The following is a 16,863-nucleotide window of genomic DNA, read 5'->3' as shown; positions in this document are numbered from 1 at the left end:
TATTGCCGCAACGCTTAAAGCAACGCACATCTGTCAGACATCATCAACCGTGCAATAGCGGCAGATCTTCTTAGTTCGTATTCTTGAAGAACGTTGCCATCAATCGCGTTATCGGCAGCGGTCTACTGAAGAAGAATCCCTGAAAATGACCACAGCCATGTTGTAACAGAAAATCTCGCTGCGCAGCCGTTTCTACCCCTTCGGCGATCACCTCCAAGGATAGCGAGCGGCAAATGCCCAGAATTGCCTCCACGATGGCCGCATCGCCAGGGTTATCCGTCACATCTTTAACGAACGAGCGATCAATCTTGACCTGATCGACAGGCAGTTGTTTCAAATAGGCTAACGATGAATAGCCGGTACCAAAATCGTCCAGGGCAAACTGCACGCCAGAGGCTTTCAACTGCAATATTTTCTGCTTGGCAGACTCGACATCCTGCAACACCGTACTTTCAGTCAACTCCAGCTTCAAGCGGTCAGCCCTCGCACCAGAGGTTGCCAGCTCATGGAGCACTTCGGTAACGTAATTACTGCGTAAAAACTGACGGGCACTGACGTTGATAGCAATGTGTAGTGCTTGGGTTGGCGACGATTGCTGCCAACTAACGAGTTGTCGGCACGCCTGCTGCAGTACCCATAAACCAATCTCATTGATGATCCCTGACTCTTCCGCTATCGGAATAAACTGCTCTGGCGACACCAGTTCACCCTGGGCATTTTGCCAGCGCAACAGTGCTTCCACCCCGAACATCCTGCCATGACTATCTACCTGCGGTTGGTAATAAAGCTGCAGTTCATGTTTCGGAATTGCTTGTTTTAATGCGTGCTCAATGTGACTACGGTAAGAGATGGCTTGCTGGATAGTCGCATCAAAAAACTGGATATTGTTGCGGCCACATGACTTAGCCTTGTTGAGTGCCATATCCACCTGCGTCAGCATTTCATCAATAGAGATGTCATCACCGCAGAAAATCGTAACGCCGATGCTGACCGTCGCCATATGCCCGACAAGCAACTGATCGATATCAAACGGCTGCAATAACTGCGCTCGAACTTTTTGGGCTATGGCGGTAGCCTCGGTAACCGCAATACTGAATTCTGAAGCGAGTCCTTCTAGCAGGATCATAAATTCATCACCGCCGATACGAGCGAGGGTATCCTGCTTCGGCAACATTTGTTGAATGCGTTTGGCAACTTCGACCAAAAGTCGGTCGCCCACACTATGGCCCTGGGTGTCATTAAGCATTTTGAAATTGTCGAGATCCAACATCAACAGCGCATCATAACGACCGCTGCGAGCACTGTTGATGCGCGCTGTTTTCAAACGCTCCAGCAGCAATCTACGATTGGGCAGCGCTGTCAGCGGATCATAAAAAACCAAAGTACGGATCTGCTCTTCCGCCTGTTTGCGTTCAGTAATATCGCGCATGACTGCCACAAAATAAGTTTCGCCACTTTGCTGCCAACTGCTCAGCGACATCTCAATCTGCAATTCGTGACCAAGGCGATGATTTCCCACCACTTCACTGATGCGCCCTACATAAGCTGCTGAACGCCCCAACGTCAGCCCGCCACTAGATAACCGCTGTGGCAGGTAGCGACTGGGGATCAAATTGGCTAAGGGTTTACCCACCATTTCATCTTCACGATAGCCAAATAGCAACTCGGCAGCATGATTACAAAAGATCACATCCCCCTGCTGATTAGCCTGTACGACCCCATCTTGTGCCACTTCAACCAACGTTCGGAATTTTGATTCACTTTCCTTCAGCGCGGCTTCCTTTTGCTTAATACGGGCAACCATCTGGTTGAATGCATGACCAATGCGACTGAATTCACCGGGTAAGATTTCCAATTGTGCTACTGGTGTTTTGCTGTCCCCCATGCTCTCAATGCCCTGGCTCAGCTTGGCAATCGGCCCAATAACATTGCGTTTAATCAATAGCAGAATCACCAGTAACAACAGCGCCGTGGAACAAAAAATCCACCAGAACTGCATGGTAAAAATATGCTGAACCCGCTGTGCCACAATCACGCCGGGGATTTTAATACTGACAATGCCGCGCAAATTGCCCACCTGATAGTTGTAGGCAGAGTCGTAGTGCGCACGAATAGTCGCTGGTGCCGATGCCTTGGCACCGTGGCAGCTCAAGCAATAGGGTTCCACCCAGATCGGTCGAGCATAATGATAAAACGCTCGCCCTTTGGTATCGGTGAAGGGGACAAACAACCGCTGCGCTTGCGGGTGTTGCTTAAAGTAGTCAATTGCCGTCTGTTCAACAGCATCTGCCTGGTGATCAGCATTACGAGGGACATCAGACACATTGTTGAATGAAAAACCGGATTGTTCCCAATGGGGGATATCCTTGGAGATCAATCCCAATGCGTGGGCGGGTAAGAAGCCTAACGTTTTATCCGTTAGTGGTAGGCCGCTTTCAAGAAACTGATGGTGGTAGACGCGGCGAGTCGCCATTAATACCGCCCGGATCCGCTCAGCTGACTGGAGTAGCTCCTCTTCTGACTCTCGCTGAATAAACCTATAAGTGGCGTATTGCAGAATAAAAAAACCTGCGACAAACACCGCCAGCACGGCAAATAATATTTTGCTGCTGAGTGACATTGACTGTGTCCTTGTCAAGCTAAGGCTGAAAAACACTAACGCTAATAAGGTTATTTTGCGGCCAGAAAGTCCAAAAATTCAACAAACAGCTAAGCTCTTTTAGCATAGTGCAAAACAGATCAAGTCACAGGTTGATATATTGTCATTTTTTCCAATCAAGACAGCAGGTTCCATCCAACCGATACCCGGCAACATTTGTCAGCACTAATCCGCAGAGTGCAGATTCTCACGCATCTGTTGCAGTACCTCATCTAGCTGTTGTAGTTGTGATGTGGAGATGCCTAACGTCATCTTGCTCACCACTTGCTGTTGTAACACGTCAGCCTGCGCCAGACAGGAAGCGCCTTTGGCCGTTAGTTGCAGTAATACACTACGGCGATCCTGCGGATGCGGGAGCTTCTGTAGCAGTCCTTGCTGCTCCATTTCAACCACCAAACGGGTGACCTGAGCCTTATCACGGTGCAGCTTCTGCGCTACTGACTGAGGGGTAATACCGTACCCCGCCCCCACTTGCCGCAGCACGCGAAAATATAGCAATGACATTTCTGGCAGCTCACGGTTAAACCGTTTTTGCAAGGCGGCTTTGTGCGATTCGAGCAACGCAAACAGGGATTGATTGATATTCATTGGTTGACTTTATCAACTAATCGGGATTTAATTGATTTTATCAACTAAATCTATAAAACAAAACTGTGACGGTGACGAATCACAGCGGGAATTTTCCTATGGCGCACCAATATCGTATTACGGTCGAAAAAATGGTAGACAATACCGCAGTGCAACAGATGAGCTTTGATACCACTAACCATGACGACATCTTTGCTATTCTGGACAAAGTAGATGACCGCTTGGATTTCAGCCATGAGCAAACCCAAGGTTTTATCGTGGGTTTGAAACTGTTTAGCGAAGTGATGCTGGCAGAACGTCAACATCCGCTGTTCAGCGAATTTGGCCCACAATTTAAACTATTTATGAAAAAACTAAAATCTGGGCGCTGAGTTACAGCGCCAACACCGTCTGCAACTGAATGCTACAAGTTGCCACTCGGCCATCGCTGAAGCTCCCCGACTACGTTATCGATAACCTTCCCAATAAAGCGGTCGTCCAGCCCGGTTGCTCATTAGTTGATTCGCTCGCCATCAACCGGCCAACTACCGATAATTTCGGCTCCACCCGCAACAACACCATCTAAGAGTTAATCTAGACAAAGCCCCCTGCTCTGCAATCAGCCGCAGAGGCCAAGTGGCAACCGCTATATCGTCACAATAAAAGGCCACAGATGGCTTACTGTCAGCGATGTGAGCCGATGTCATAGGTAAGAAATGTAGCCATCAAGCGACGATGAACTCGCCGCGGCTGGTAATGGTGGGAGATTGCTCCAACGGCACACAACACGATTGCCGCTAATTTCAGCGACCAAACCACAGTATGCCAATAGTCACAACAGCGCTGGAACCGTTCGCTATTCATGGTGGAGATTATGTGTACTCCCCCCCCAAGCTGTGGCGAATGTTTTACATACAGAGCGGGTGTTGAGCCGCAATAGTGTAGACTTCAAATTACTCAAGCGATGCTCGGCGCACCTTGTCGTTGCTGTCAAACTCAATCACACAACGATAATACCCTAAGGTGTAAGGGCTATCGGCCACTATGCGACTGCCATCGTTCAACGACTGCACGGACAGGCGTAAAAACTCGCCGGTTGCCAATTGTCTAAGCACTGAGGTTTTACTGACGCCAGGGGTAAAATTGCCGCAGAGAAAAACTACCTCATTCCGCGCTTCTCGCCAGACAAACAACCCGGTCAGTAACCAAGCAATCACCAGTAATGCGGCCACGATCAATACAGCCTTTTTCATAGCGCGCCTCACAAGGCTTATCTCTTTGATATTATTATGGCTTAATTTAGAAAACTTGCTTGATTACACCGCCTGTTCAACGATTGCTGGCAAGCCCACGCGCTGACTGCGACGTTCCATAAAGGCAACATCGCGCCAGACACCATGCAACTGTCCGAGTTTTTCGCGGATCCCCAGCAGTTTAAAGCCATACTTTTGGTGCAGTGCAATACTGGCAAGGTTTTCACTGAAAATCCCAGCTTGTAAGGTCCAGAAACCAGCCGCTTCCGAATCATCGATAAGACGATGCATCAAGGCCGAACCCACACCGCGCTGTTTAGCTTCATTAGCCACATAGATGCTGACTTCCGCAACTCCGGCATATACTGGCCGCGCCGATACTGCAGACAGCGCCGCCCACCCCAGTATGTTGTCACCAGATACGGCCACCAGCCGACACTGCGGCAGCATGGAGCCGTCCCACTCTTGCCAGCTTTTGTTGGCGACCTGAAATGTCGCTTTACCACTCGCAATACCTTGCTGATAAATGGCGCAGACAGCTGGAAAATCTGCCTCAGTAAACGCCCTGATGTCTAACATTACGGCTCCTTACTACAACTAAATACTGTGGCGTTATTCAGACGGTTCCTGCTGCCATTGCTCAATCACCTCTTTTGCAGCGCGAAAGGCTTCGATCCCCGCTGGCACCCCGCAATAAACGGTGGTCTGCAGCAATACATCCTGAATTTCGGCAACACTACAACCATTACGCAATGCCCCGCGCACATGCACTTTAATCTCTTCGCTAGCACGCAACGCCACCAGTGTTGCGATAGTGATCAGACTGCGAGTCCGAGGTGGGATCACCTCACTGCTCCAGATTTCTCCCCAACAATTGGCGGTGATCAACGCTTGTAGCGGCCGAGTGAAGTCAGTGGCATTTTTCAGCGAGTTATCAACATAAGCATCCCCCAGCACTGCCCGCCGTATCGCTAACCCTTGGGTATATTTATCCTGTGCCATTGTTTGCTCTCCATCGATTATTTCAGATAAGAGCAGCAATAATCGGTGACACTGTGCACTTTTAATGAAAAGCTGCTGTTACCCGGTACCGCAAACTGCTCACCCGCGGTTACGGTTAACCACTGCTCGCCACCGGGTAGCAGCACATCCAGTGCTCCGGCCTGGATCTGCATCAGTTCTGGCGCATCGGTGCCAAACTGATATTCCCCCGGCAGCATGATGCCCAGGGTTTTGACTGAACCATCCGCAAATGTCAGCTTGCGACTGGTCACTTTGCCATCAAAATAGATATTGGCTTTTTTCGCCACAGAGACTTGCTGAAACTCTGCCATATAAACCTCTTAAACCGGGGAAGCTCACCAGCATTTATTGGTGAAAGATTCGATTCTGCGCCAAGTTTCTCAGCATGAACAGTACTTTTGTTGCACTAACGTTAAAAAATATGCGCATGTTAAACGACACCAGATGGCCCATGTCTGTCAGCGCTAACGTGGCACCTTCACGCTATTGACTTACCATTGACGGTGACAGGCACAGCTAAGTTTATAGCAAGTGTTAAAGCTATCCCGGCAGAGCCACTCTGCCCGTCGGCAAAAATCTCTATGGAACTTTTACCAAGCAGGTACTGCGAAATTGCGGGGACAGCCGTTTACACTGACACCTCAAGACTACCAGCGACCACGTTGACCAGCGCATTCAAGGTATTGAGCGCTCAGAGCAGAAAGGTGTCACAGTTAAAGGCAAACGGCATTGCTCAACGACTAAGTCAATGGCCAGTTGCTGGGCGATGTTCATAGTTAGTCACCCGCAATTTGCAGATTGCTCTGAAGATCAAAACTGAGCTTTACTGACAGTGAATCAATTGATGCTAATATGAACAAGACTTCAGACCGTTACCAACATGGATCAACCGACAAGGAGTGTAAAATGAGCAATCTGCAGCAATCCACTTCCAGCCAATGCGACATCCATCAGGGATGTGGTGCCATAACGCAAATTATCCATCCGAAAGATAAAGATCTCGGCGGTTTCAGTGTCCGCCGGGCACTGCCTAATCAACAGATACGTCAGGTCGGCCCTTGGATATTTTTCGATCATATGGGGCCAGCAACCTTTGCTGCGGGAGAAGGCATAAATGTTAGACCCCATCCTCACATCAATATCGCGACGGTCACTTACCTATTTCATGGCGAAATCCTGCACCGGGATTCCATTGGTAGTGTGCAAGCAATCCGCCCAGGAGATATCAATTTGATGGTGACTGGCAGTGGCATGGTACATTCCGAGCGGGAAACGGCAGAGATTCACAATAGCGTCCATCAATTGAATGGCATACAACTGTGGCTGGCATTACCAGAGCAGGATGAAGAAACGGCGCCGGCCTTCTATCACTATCCTGCGTCGACTTTGCCGCAACTGCAACAGGATGGCGTGCCGCTACGGGTGATGATTGGCAGCGCTTATGGGGTCACCTCGCCCGTCAAAACCTTCAGCAGCACTTTGTATGTAGAAGCCCAACTGCGACAGGGGCAATCACTGCAACTGCCAGAAGCCCGCGAGCTGGGTTTATACGTGGTCAATGGTGAAGTGTCGCTCAAAAACACTGTGATTGCCGAACACGATATGGCCATCCTTGATGCCACACCCAGCTTAATTGTAACTGCCAGCCAAGACACTCAAATAGCCATTATTGGAGGAGATCCACTCGGCCATCGCTATATCGATTGGAATTTTGTGTCTAGTCGCAAGGAACGGATTGAACAAGCAAAACAACAGTGGTTGGCGATGGCATTCCCGCTGGTACCAGACGATGACAAGGAGTTCATTCCGTATCCGACACCCAAATAGTCATCGTCAGCGATTAATGAATATGCACATCGCGAAAATGCTCTGCTTACCGTAGACAAATCACATTATTAATGACGAGTAAAAAACCACCTACTACCATAGATGGTGTTAGTGTTGGCAATCTCAGCCGTGACTGCCTTTAAGGCCGGTCACTGTCACTGAAAACCAGGAGATAGCTGGAAGGTAGTACGCTTCTTAGAGCCTTCCATTGACGGAGCAAAGGCAAGCCCTATATTGTTGATAATCAAACCATCCACCAACAACGCAAGAGATAAATAGCTCAACTCCGATCCCAGGCTTGTATGGGCTTTGATGTGATGGACGCTAGAAAGGAGGTGCGTCCATCACATCAAAGCCGCTTGTTTGAGAAGAGGAACGCGAGCTGCGCCTCACGCTCCATCGATGGAAAATACTACTTTTTAATCTGTTACCAACGCAGTTCCGCCCCGATACCAATCACCCGTGGCGCCCCGGAAATGACATCCACATCGTCCCGCAAATATTGCACATAATTTTGATCGAACAGATTGTTGGCGAACAGGTAGGCACTCCAGTCGCCCTTATCATAGGCAATACGCGTATTAAACAGGGTTCGTGAAGACACGCGGGTACGATCAATGCCCATATCTGTATATACCTTGCTACGGTAATTGGCATTCAGATTCCAGCTGAGATGGTCAGTAACATAGATGTTAACCCCAGCGGCGGCAGTGTGATTTGGCGCGTAACTGAACGCCTCACCGGCATAGCTAGTGGTAGTGCCATTCACTATGGAATCAAAATCATCAAATTCGGTTTGAGAATAGCTGTATGACAGATACCAGTCGATGTCTTGCGTCAATTGCTGTTTGAAGGAGGTTTCTACGCCGTACAAATGGGCTTTACCGGCATTGACCGTATTGTAGTCATAACTGTTGAGGCCAAAATTGGCAGTAACCTGTTTGTCTGTCCAATTTACATAATACAGGTTGGCATTGAATACCCCATCGATGGCGGGCAAGGATTGCCGCCAGGCCAGCTCATAGTTGTCGGTATATTCCGGGTCATAAGCCACGACCGTACTACGGGCGATATTCAGGCTACTGCCCCCCGAGCGGTAAGCGCGCTGGTATGTGGCAGTAATAGACGTGTTGTCATCAATGTTAAAACGGGCACCAATCTTAGGCAGAAAGGTATCGGTGGTTGTCTCAGTTTCGGGACTACTGCCGCTGGCCTGTGCCACTAATCCCAATACGGCATTATTAATGCCCCCCGCCAGTTGATAAAGGAGGCTGCCTTCGGCACCAAAAAGCGTTGGTTCGGGCAGCATCCCGGCAAAACTGGAATCAGTATTGGCACTGAACCGATACTGCTGATGGTCATAGCGGAAACCCGCTTGCAGGCTCCAGCGACTGTTCAAGCGATACTCCATATCGGCGAACACTGCCTGGTTTTCTGATGTGCTGTCGTTAAGCGATTGGTAATCTACCGGAATTTGTGGCAGTGCCGAACCATAAAGGTTGGCAACTGAAGTGGCCGAGCTGCTATCGAGACCATATCCTTGCAGCAAGGTAGCAATAGTTGTCACCGGGGTATCGATATTGGTCAGGCTACCGAGCAAGCTATGGTTATCATGTTTGGCGGCATAGAGCCCGACCAATCCACTCAGCGCTTCTCCTTGGTAGTTAGCGCGAAGTTCTTGGGTGAACACTTTATAGTGGCTGTCTTGGTTCCCATAGTTGATGTCCTCGGCGCGCAAATCGACATCGTAAATGCGATCCACATCTGATTTACTGTAGGACGTAACAGACGAGAGCTGCCAGCGATTGTTTAACTGATACTCCACATTTAACGACGCCAACTCGGTGACAGCGTCGGAACGGTTATCACGATTAGAGGTATTCACTCTGCCAGCAAGATCGCGCCGATTGTAGGTGTACATGTATGGACCATCGCGATCGTCCCGGGTATAGCTGAGCAGTACTTTCAAACCATCAACTGCGGTCGGAGTCCACAATAGTTTTCCTCTAAGCATCAAAGAATTGAGTTCATCTTCTTTGCCACCGTGGGTGATGTTATCTGTAAACCCTTCAAACAGACGCTTATCTGCCGCGAAGCGAAACGCTAGCTCGTCTTCAATCAATGGCCCAGCAACGGCAACCGACATACGCTTGTCATCAGGATCAGACCATTGCACGCGCGCGCGGCCACTCCAGTCCATCGTAGGATCTTCGGTTTTAATCACCACAGCCCCCGCCAGCGCATTTTCCCCCTGGATGGTAGATTGCGGTCCCCGCAGCACTTCAACCTGCGCAACATCCCAGAGATCACTGGGGCCAGTGTCGCTGATCTGATTGGGCAACGGCACACCATCTACATAAATAGATGCGAGGGGATTATCAGCCCCCGATTCATTACTAATACCACGAATGGTAAAACCACGATTGCCGTACATCTGCGAAATATTGGGAGTTTTATTAAGAATGTCATACAGCGATTGAATATTTTCCTGCTCCAGTTTGAGTGCAGTAGTCACATCTACGCTCGCCGCAGTATCTTGAATAGAGCGGCGGGTTTTCTCCCCCATTACGGTAATTTTCTCAATGTTGCCGACCTCATCGGCAACAGCTGTTTGGCTGGTGACTAAGGTTCCTAATACGGCAAGTGACAGCATGGTTTTAGTCCGAGACAAATGTCCCATAGTTCCCCCTAGATTGATCTCTATCTTTAAAAAACAATGTGTTGGATACGTGTTTCAATATTTAGTAGGCAACAAGAGTCCTGCGCAATGACGTCGCCATTGCTGCAAAAACCTATAAAAATAAGGGAGCTAGCGCATCAGCCACGCCGCTGGCAGGGGCCAGGAGGTCACCAATGTGTTTCCTTGCCAAGTTTCCAGCGTCAACCACAGACGATCTCCGGTACTGAAACGTTCAGCGGCGAGCGCATGTACATGCTGTCCATAACGGGAGCCATGAAGGATACCCAAGTCACCACGCTCCATTTGAGATAGGGGTAAGGCGGTTTGGCCGATATTCATATAAGCCTGGCGAATTTGGGTAACATCGCCTTGCTTAAAGGTCACCATGAAATCTTTGATGTACTCGCCATCGTGCTGATATGGTGGTCCATCTTCCAGTGGCATTGGGACAATGCTGAACTCTCCTAACGATAATTCAGCCATAGCAGCAGGGAAACTGGGATGCAGCGAACGGTAAAGAAAATATACTGGCAGCAATAACAACAGGCCGCTTAGTTTAAATTTATTGCGATTCCAAAAGCTGGAGTTAAGTCTAGCCATCAGCAATGCTCCTCGACTTTCTTCCAAGAAGGTTGTGGCACAGCAGCTTTGGCCTTGACCAGACGCTGACTCCAAATAATAAAGCCAGTGATCGACATGCCCGTCAGCAAGCTGCCAAATACAAACCAGATTATCTTGGTCCAGAGCCCGCCAAAGGTACCGTAATGCAGCGGATCCGCAATATGCATGATACTTTGGATACCATTCATGTCCTTTGGCGAGGTGGCTTGCATAATTTCGCCCTGCCAAGGATTAACCGCAACCTGATAAGAATAATGGTCAAAGAAGATCTCGCCGCCACTACCATACAAGTGGTAGCTATCACGGTTATGCTCTGGCAACCCGATATAGCTGGGGCTGAAATTGGGATAGCGTTGCTGAGCCAACTGCAAAGCTTGCTCTAGCGATACCGGAAATACTCGTGGCTCAGTGGTCGGCAGTAATTTCCCTGAAATTGCCGGGGCATGAGGCTCAACTTCGATTCCTGTATGATAGATAACTCCCTGGATTAAATACCAAAATCCGGTCAGACTGATAATCAGAATGAACCAGATTGACCATACTCCCACCAATCGGTGCAGATCGGCTAACAAAGTCTTTGTACCTTGTTTGGTACGGATTTTAGGGGCGGAGAAAGCTTTCCAGAATTGCTTGTAAATCATGAGTCCACTGACGAGTGAACCCAGCATGACCAAACTCATAGCACTGACGAGGTAGTAACCAATGCTGTAACCATGTTGCCAGGGAAACAATAGCCAGCCGTGCAGCATGCGCATAAAGCCGATAAAAGTCAGACCGCTATTGATCTCTTGGATCTGACCACTGTATTGATTGACATAAGCAATAGCCATTGGTTGGTCATGATCACTAAATATCACCGCACTGACCAGATAAGGATCCATCACCATGACTTGCCCAATATCGGCCGTCGGGTGAGCCTTTTCAACAATTGCAACGAGTTCCGCCGGACTTTTGGCGGGCAAATTGTCGGGATTGGCGGCTCTAGCATGAGGGTTGGTCAACCAAGTGAGCTCGTGGCTGATGACGGCAATGGTGCCTGTCAGGCAGATAAAGCAGAACAAGACCCAAATGGGCAGTGAACACCAGCCGTGGAAAGAAAACCAGAACCTATTCGAAACCCTGAACATACCTTGATCCATTGTCACAAGCAGATTTGCGAATGGTATAGCCATTGATAATCATTATCAATAGAATAAGTCACAATGATGCCTTTTTATTGGCACATATCTCAGATACTGCCGATAGTGTGCTGTATGCATCGCGGAAATCTGCGATTAAGTCATTGCCTTGAGGCTTAAATCCACCGAAATTTCTTTCTCTATTTTTTCAGCACTAATGTTCCCGTTTTGACCAAAATCCGCAGCTTTAGCCAGTTTACTGGCTTATCACCCGATTTTAGGTAGTCTTCGGCTCATACCTTAACATCTGCTCTACTCTCACTATGTTGACCAACGCCAATAAAATCGCCAGATGGTTATCGTTTTATAGCAGCTTTCACAAAACCTCACTGGTACTTAATGATGCGAAACAGATGTTCTACCTTGGCTCAAATGCGGGCCTTCAGGTACTCAGTTCTGATGGGCACTTTGTTGAGTACGTGGATATTGCTTGAGGGTTCTGACTTTGTCTAGACATGCTGCTAAGCCAATCAACTTGCTCATCTACAAGGGGCTCACGCTTTTCTGCACCTTGATAACCAGCATGGGGGCTGACACACATTGCGCTTCACCGTGCAGTAAGTTGTCCAGCTGATTTAAATCGTGTTCATTCGCTGAGGTGGTCACCAAGCTAAGTTGTTGGGACTATTTCTGGCAAAGATTATATGAATGATATTCAAGTACTACCGGAAGCCATTTTTAACGCTAAATAAAACCTTCCACACATTTGCGTAACAGAAAGGGCGACATTCTGCGCCCTTTCTCATTATCACAAGCGTAATTACTGCTGCAATTTTTCCTGATTATCAGCTGTCATCATCAATGCTTTACCGTGTATTAGGCAGTCTGTCATTTTATAACGTGCAGATTTAACTAGATTCGCCAGTGTTTGACGCGAAACACCCATCTCTTGCGCGGCTTGCTGTTGCTGCATTCCCTGAAAATCCACCAATCGCAACGCCTCGAATTCATCAGCGGCCAAATAGACCCGAGGCAGTTCCGTCATCGGAATGCCGTTGGGTTTAAAACATGAGTCTGCCGGTCTACCACAGATCCTGCGTGGAATTTTCGGACGCCCCATAGCTGCTCCTGAAAAATTAAGGTTATTTTAATAGAGTAAGCATTCAGCAACGTGAGTAAAGCATTATCTGCCGTTACTATGACCTGTATCGACTGATGTTGTCACCTACAGGGGCCATTTCAATAAAAAACCAGTCATAAAGACTGGTCTTTGCGACTCATGAATAGCTTATTTAACCAGAGTGAGATGGGCGCGACGCTTCGCCTTATCAGGTGTCGCCGAGACATCAGCCTTTTCATCTGCTTCAGGCTCTGAGTCCTCAACAACATTGAGAAAAGACTCTTCACCCTCTTCCAGCAGATAGGCATCTTCCATGTCAAACACAGTGCCAGCACCATTTTCTCGCGCATAGATAGCGACAATTGATGCCATTGGCAGTATCACCTGTTGTGGAACGCCACCAAATCGAGCGTGAAACTCGACACTGTCATTCCCCATCTGTAGACCACCAACCGCAGAAGCTGCGATATTCAGTACAATCTGTCCATCTTTAACGTACTGCAATGGCACCTGTGTACCCTGTACATTGACATCCACGACAACATGGGGAGTCAGATGGTTATCCATCAACCATTCATAATACGCCCGTAACAAGTACGGGCGACTAGGGGTTAAACCTTTCATTACAGGCCCATGCGCATTTCGCGCTCAGCTTCAGTCAGAGATGCTTTAAATGAATCCCGTTCGAAAACGCGAGTCATATAAGCCTTGATATCCTTGGCTGATTTGCCTTCCAGTTCAATCCCCAATGCAGGCAAACGCCATAATAATGGGCCAAGGTAGCAATCGGCCAAGCCGAATTCTTCACTCATAAAGAAGGGCATTTCGGCAAACACAGGCGCGATAGAAAGGATGCTGTCCAACAGTTCCCTACGGGCGTCGTCAGCACGATCACTTTTGCGAATGCGGTCAACCAAGCTATACCAATCTCGCTCGATACGATGCATCATCAGACGAGTCTGTCCGCGGGAGACCGGATATACGGGCATTAACGGCGGATGTGGGAAACGTTCATCCAGATATTCCATAATGATACGGCTTTCATATAACACCAGTTCCCGGTCAACTAGGGTTGGCACTGAATTGTAGGGATTGAGTTCCAATAGATCTTCCGGCAGATCATTAGGGTCAACCTGCAAAACATCCACTGTCACCCCTTTTTCAGCTAGCACAATACGTACCTGATGGCTATAGAGATCGTCAGCCCCGGAGAACAGGGTCATGATAGAGCGTTTATTGGCAGCGACAGCCATTGATACCCTCCAGAATCGAAAAAAACAAATGTAAACGAGGGGCTAAGCCCCCCGTTTACATTATGCGGATGGTATATTCTACCTTGTAACCGCAGTTAGTGTACATCTTTCCAATACTCTTTCTTAAGCATCCATGCGAGAAACAGAAATAACAATAAGAAAGCCATCACCCACAAGCCAATATGTTGTCTTTGTTGCTTCATGGGCTCCGCGGTGTAGGCAAGATAACTGACAAGATCTCGCACTAAGCGATCATACGCCTCGGCGGAAAGTTGCCCGCCCTGAGCGGCCCCTACCCCCACAACTTTCTGTCGGCTGCGACCATCAACTGTTTCTGTCTTATAAATAGGTTCAGCAAGACCCTGCAAATCCTGCAACACATGTGGCATAGCAACATAGGGGTACTGCAAATTATTCACCCCAAATGGCCGTTTCGGATCATGATAAAAACCGTGTAAAAAACGGTACAACCAAGCTTCCCCGCGCACCCTAGCGACCAGGGTAAGATCCGGCGGCGCCATACCAAACCAACGCACAGCCTCTTGCTTAGACATGGCATTTTCCATCAGCTCAAAGGGTTTAGCATCGGTCACAATGGACGACTGCAGTTGAGCTTCAGACAACTGTAAGTCTGTCGCAACTTGATTATAACGTTGGTAATGAGTGCTATGACAACCGGCACAATAGTGCTGAAAGGCAGCGAAACCGCGCTGCATTGCTGGCAGATCGGCATTGCCAAGATCTGTCGGTAACGGCGGAATACCATCTGCCGACAGCGCCAATCCCGGCAACAGGAGTAATAAGGTCAGCAATCGCCTCATCTGAAAGTCACCCTCTCTGGCACAGGTTTGGTGGGTTCACGTTTACTGTAGAACCACAGCGCCACAAAAAAGCCAAAATAACCTAGAGTTAAAATACGGGCGATCACCTTGAGCAGCATGGTCTCCTGCATCAAACCTATTACCCCTAATGCAATAAAACAGCAGGCAAACTGCAAGAGATTAAGTTTGTGCCACCAACTGCGATAACGTACGGATTTAACCTTACAACGATCCAGCCAAGGAACTACAAACAACATACCCACCGCCATCGCCATCACCACCATGCCCCCTAATTTATCTGGAATCGCCCGTAACATGGCGTAAAACGGCGTGAAATACCACACGGGCGTAATATGATCCGGCGTTTTCAGCGGGTCGGCAGCTTCAAAATTAGCGCCTTCTAGCAACAAGCCCCCGCCTTGCGGCATGAAAAAAATCAGATAGCAGAACACCAACAGAAAACCGGCAATTCCCACTAAATCCTTAACGGTGTAATAGGGATGAAACGGAATACCATCCAGTGGCCAACCATCTTCATCCTTATACTTTTTAATCTCTATGCCGTCGGGATTATTCGAACCAACTTCATGGAGTGCAATAAGATGTAAGAATACCAGCACGACCAAGATCAATGGCAAGGCAATGGCATGTAACGCAAAAAAACGATTGAGGGTGGCGCCGGAAACCACATAATCCCCTCTTACCCACAGCGCCAAATCATCACCAATAACCGGAATGGCACCAAACAATGAAATGATGACCTGCGCCCCCCAGTATGACATCTGACCCCACGGCAACAGATAGCCCATAAAAGCTTCTGTCATCAACACCAGAAAGATCACCATACCAAAGACCCACAACAATTCGCGTGGTTTCTGGTAAGAGCCATAGAGTAAGCTACGGAACATGTGCAGATAAATAACGAAAAAAAACGCCGACGCACCGGTAGAGTGCATATAGCGCAGCAACCAGCCATATTGCACATCTCGCATAATGTATTCAATGGAAGCAAATGCGCCTTCTACGGTGGGAACATAGCTCATGGTCAACCAGATCCCAGTGAGCAACTGATTCACCAGCACCAACAACGATAATGCCCCGAAAAGGTACCAGAAATTAAAATTTTTAGGTGCGGGATACTGACCCACATGCCGTTTATAGGTAGCAGTTACCGGTAAGCGTTCATCGAGCCACTGTAACAATCTACTCATCAGCCAATTTCCTCATCCACGCCGATGATTACCCGTTCATCGTCCAGATAACGATGTGGCGGTATCACCAGGTTAAGTGGCGCCGGTTGCCCTTGAAATACCCTTCCCGCCATATCAAATCCTGACCCATGGCAGGGACAAAGAAATCCCGCGGCAATGCCTTCCATTTGCCCTGAAAAACCATCACGCTGATAAACAGGAGAGCAGCCCAGATGAGTACAGATACCAACCGCAATAAAAACGTCTGGCTTTATCGAACGAGTCGTATTGGTGGCATAAGCCGGTTGTTGAGGCTCAAGTGACAGTGGATCGCGCAGTTTGTCATTGTGAAGCCCCAAGTCTTGCAGCATCTCCTGTGTGCGGCGCACCACCCAAATGGGCTTGCCCCGCCATTCGACACGGATCATCTGCCCTGGCTCCAGCTTGCTGATATTGACCTCAACCGGCAATCCTGCCGCCTTCACCCGCAAGGTTGGGTTCCATGACTTGATAAACGGAATCGATGCCGCTGCTACCCCTGCACCACCAACGGCCGCTGTTGTAATCGCCAAAAAGCGGCGTCGACCGTTATCAGTTGCTGCATCACTCATCCATTATCTCCAAAACTTCTTGGCATTCAGTTATTTTTCTTAAGCTGTTAATGCCCGACTACCATACAGACAGATGACCTGCGGCGCATTATAAAAAAAAATCAGATGCAAATCATGATA

18 protein-coding genes and 1 pseudogene are annotated in these 16,863 nt (G+C 48.6%); 3 read left to right on the top strand and 16 right to left on the bottom strand.

The annotated features are described in order from the left end of the window. Window positions 1-70 precede the first annotated feature (70 nt). Both IE064_RS11790 and IE064_RS11785 read right to left on the bottom strand, forming a co-directional pair. Window positions 71-2,620 (bottom strand): EAL domain-containing protein, encoded by a 2,550-nt coding sequence (locus tag IE064_RS11790; RefSeq protein ID WP_189617992.1) that lies wholly within the window; start codon window positions 2,618-2,620, stop codon window positions 71-73. A 204-nt stretch (window positions 2,621-2,824) separates the two neighbouring features. Beyond that, entirely contained in the window at window positions 2,825-3,247 is a 423-nt protein-coding gene (locus IE064_RS11785; protein WP_133037930.1) for a MarR family winged helix-turn-helix transcriptional regulator, read from the bottom strand. Window positions 3,248-3,345: 98 nt separating this feature from the next. Between IE064_RS11785 and IE064_RS11780 the strand changes: the two genes are divergently transcribed. Together IE064_RS11780 and IE064_RS11775 are read left to right on the top strand one after the other, a co-directional pair. Then, window positions 3,346-3,618: a DUF3861 domain-containing protein gene (locus IE064_RS11780; protein WP_189617991.1), complete on the top strand. Its 273-nt coding sequence runs from the start codon at window positions 3,346-3,348 to the stop codon at window positions 3,616-3,618. A gap of 29 nt (window positions 3,619-3,647) precedes the next feature. After that, window positions 3,648-3,812: a hypothetical protein gene (locus IE064_RS11775; protein WP_189617990.1), complete on the top strand. Its 165-nt coding sequence runs from the start codon at window positions 3,648-3,650 to the stop codon at window positions 3,810-3,812. A 367-nt stretch (window positions 3,813-4,179) separates the two neighbouring features. Here IE064_RS11775 and IE064_RS11770 read toward each other — a convergent pair whose 3' ends face one another. From IE064_RS11770 to ppnP, 4 genes are all read right to left on the bottom strand, one after another. After that, entirely contained in the window at window positions 4,180-4,479 is a 300-nt protein-coding gene (locus IE064_RS11770; RefSeq protein ID WP_189617989.1) for a hypothetical protein, read from the bottom strand. Window positions 4,480-4,542: 63 nt separating this feature from the next. Then, entirely contained in the window at window positions 4,543-5,058 is a 516-nt protein-coding gene (locus IE064_RS11765; protein WP_189617988.1) for a GNAT family N-acetyltransferase, read from the bottom strand. Window positions 5,059-5,091: 33 nt separating this feature from the next. Next, on the bottom strand, window positions 5,092-5,481 hold the full coding sequence (locus IE064_RS11760) for a carboxymuconolactone decarboxylase family protein (protein ID WP_189617987.1): 390 nt from the start codon (window positions 5,479-5,481) through the stop codon (window positions 5,092-5,094). 17 nt (window positions 5,482-5,498) lie between these two features. Next, window positions 5,499-5,813, bottom strand: coding sequence for a pyrimidine/purine nucleoside phosphorylase (gene ppnP / locus IE064_RS11755; protein WP_189617986.1), 315 nt, complete (start codon window positions 5,811-5,813; stop codon window positions 5,499-5,501). Window positions 5,814-6,408: 595 nt separating this feature from the next. Here ppnP and IE064_RS11750 point away from each other — a divergent pair. After that, window positions 6,409-7,329: a pirin family protein gene (locus tag IE064_RS11750; RefSeq protein WP_189617985.1), complete on the top strand. Its 921-nt coding sequence runs from the start codon at window positions 6,409-6,411 to the stop codon at window positions 7,327-7,329. Window positions 7,330-7,756: 427 nt separating this feature from the next. Here IE064_RS11750 and IE064_RS11745 read toward each other — a convergent pair whose 3' ends face one another. The 10 genes and pseudogenes from IE064_RS11745 to petA form a co-directional block, all read right to left on the bottom strand. Then, window positions 7,757-10,009, bottom strand: a complete 2,253-nt coding sequence (locus tag IE064_RS11745) for a TonB-dependent receptor (protein WP_229800008.1) — start codon at window positions 10,007-10,009, stop codon at window positions 7,757-7,759. Window positions 10,010-10,138: 129 nt separating this feature from the next. After that, window positions 10,139-10,609: a PA2404 family protein gene (locus tag IE064_RS11740; RefSeq protein WP_189617984.1), complete on the bottom strand. Its 471-nt coding sequence runs from the start codon at window positions 10,607-10,609 to the stop codon at window positions 10,139-10,141. Continuing rightward, entirely contained in the window at window positions 10,609-11,757 is a 1,149-nt protein-coding gene (locus IE064_RS11735; RefSeq protein WP_189617983.1) for a PepSY-associated TM helix domain-containing protein, read from the bottom strand. The genes IE064_RS11740 and IE064_RS11735 overlap by 1 nt, the downstream gene beginning before the upstream one ends. Window positions 11,758-12,025: 268 nt before the next feature. After that, window positions 12,026-12,420: pseudogene (locus tag IE064_RS18140) on the bottom strand (transposase); the annotation flags it as partial. Window positions 12,421-12,568: 148 nt separating this feature from the next. Further along, entirely contained in the window at window positions 12,569-12,868 is a 300-nt protein-coding gene (locus tag IE064_RS11730; protein ID WP_189617982.1) for a DUF134 domain-containing protein, read from the bottom strand. A 168-nt stretch (window positions 12,869-13,036) separates the two neighbouring features. Beyond that, entirely contained in the window at window positions 13,037-13,492 is a 456-nt protein-coding gene (locus IE064_RS11725; RefSeq protein WP_189617981.1) for a ClpXP protease specificity-enhancing factor, read from the bottom strand. After that, window positions 13,492-14,121, bottom strand: a complete 630-nt coding sequence (gene sspA / locus IE064_RS11720; protein WP_133037944.1) for a stringent starvation protein SspA — start codon at window positions 14,119-14,121, stop codon at window positions 13,492-13,494. Before sspA ends, IE064_RS11725 begins: the two co-directional genes overlap by 1 nt. Before the next feature lie 95 nt (window positions 14,122-14,216). Beyond that, window positions 14,217-14,942 (bottom strand): cytochrome c1, encoded by a 726-nt coding sequence (locus IE064_RS11715; RefSeq protein WP_189617980.1) that lies wholly within the window; start codon window positions 14,940-14,942, stop codon window positions 14,217-14,219. Further along, window positions 14,939-16,153: a cytochrome b gene (locus IE064_RS11710; protein WP_373295266.1), complete on the bottom strand. Its 1,215-nt coding sequence runs from the start codon at window positions 16,151-16,153 to the stop codon at window positions 14,939-14,941. The genes IE064_RS11715 and IE064_RS11710 overlap by 4 nt, the downstream gene beginning before the upstream one ends. Continuing rightward, window positions 16,153-16,743 carry a ubiquinol-cytochrome c reductase iron-sulfur subunit gene (gene petA / locus IE064_RS11705; RefSeq protein ID WP_189617979.1) on the bottom strand — a complete coding sequence of 197 codons (591 nt, stop codon included), beginning with the start codon at window positions 16,741-16,743 and terminating at the stop codon, window positions 16,153-16,155. The genes IE064_RS11710 and petA overlap by 1 nt, the downstream gene beginning before the upstream one ends. Window positions 16,744-16,863: the final 120 nt, after the last annotated feature.

It is taken from the genome of Shewanella fodinae (assembly GCF_014651955.1).
Classification (GTDB): domain Bacteria; phylum Pseudomonadota; class Gammaproteobacteria; order Enterobacterales; family Shewanellaceae; genus Shewanella; species Shewanella fodinae.
Note: the sequence above shows the minus strand (reverse complement) of the source record. Positions and strands in the feature narration are given on the sequence as shown.

Coding starts and splice junctions, on each gene's coding strand:
- IE064_RS11725 (WP_189617981.1), bottom strand. CDS start 13,492: ATGAAAGGTTTAACCCCTAGTCGCCCGTACTTGTTACGGGCGTATTAT.
- IE064_RS11750 (WP_189617985.1), top strand. CDS start 6,409: ATGAGCAATCTGCAGCAATCCACTTCCAGCCAATGCGACATCCATCAG.
- IE064_RS11765 (WP_189617988.1), bottom strand. CDS start 5,058: ATGTTAGACATCAGGGCGTTTACTGAGGCAGATTTTCCAGCTGTCTGC.
- IE064_RS11785 (WP_133037930.1), bottom strand. CDS start 3,247: ATGAATATCAATCAATCCCTGTTTGCGTTGCTCGAATCGCACAAAGCC.
- IE064_RS11710 (WP_373295266.1), bottom strand. CDS start 16,153: ATGAGTAGATTGTTACAGTGGCTCGATGAACGCTTACCGGTAACTGCT.
- IE064_RS11740 (WP_189617984.1), bottom strand. CDS start 10,609: ATGGCTAGACTTAACTCCAGCTTTTGGAATCGCAATAAATTTAAACTA.
- IE064_RS11735 (WP_189617983.1), bottom strand. CDS start 11,757: ATGTTCAGGGTTTCGAATAGGTTCTGGTTTTCTTTCCACGGCTGGTGT.
- IE064_RS11730 (WP_189617982.1), bottom strand. CDS start 12,868: ATGGGGCGTCCGAAAATTCCACGCAGGATCTGTGGTAGACCGGCAGAC.
- ppnP (WP_189617986.1), bottom strand. CDS start 5,813: ATGGCAGAGTTTCAGCAAGTCTCTGTGGCGAAAAAAGCCAATATCTAT.
- IE064_RS11770 (WP_189617989.1), bottom strand. CDS start 4,479: ATGAAAAAGGCTGTATTGATCGTGGCCGCATTACTGGTGATTGCTTGG.
- IE064_RS11780 (WP_189617991.1), top strand. CDS start 3,346: ATGGCGCACCAATATCGTATTACGGTCGAAAAAATGGTAGACAATACC.
- sspA (WP_133037944.1), bottom strand. CDS start 14,121: ATGGCTGTCGCTGCCAATAAACGCTCTATCATGACCCTGTTCTCCGGG.
- IE064_RS11790 (WP_189617992.1), bottom strand. CDS start 2,620: ATGTCACTCAGCAGCAAAATATTATTTGCCGTGCTGGCGGTGTTTGTC.
- IE064_RS11745 (WP_229800008.1), bottom strand. CDS start 10,009: ATGGGACATTTGTCTCGGACTAAAACCATGCTGTCACTTGCCGTATTA.
- petA (WP_189617979.1), bottom strand. CDS start 16,743: ATGAGTGATGCAGCAACTGATAACGGTCGACGCCGCTTTTTGGCGATT.
- IE064_RS11715 (WP_189617980.1), bottom strand. CDS start 14,942: ATGAGGCGATTGCTGACCTTATTACTCCTGTTGCCGGGATTGGCGCTG.
- IE064_RS11760 (WP_189617987.1), bottom strand. CDS start 5,481: ATGGCACAGGATAAATATACCCAAGGGTTAGCGATACGGCGGGCAGTG.
- IE064_RS11775 (WP_189617990.1), top strand. CDS start 3,648: ATGCTACAAGTTGCCACTCGGCCATCGCTGAAGCTCCCCGACTACGTT.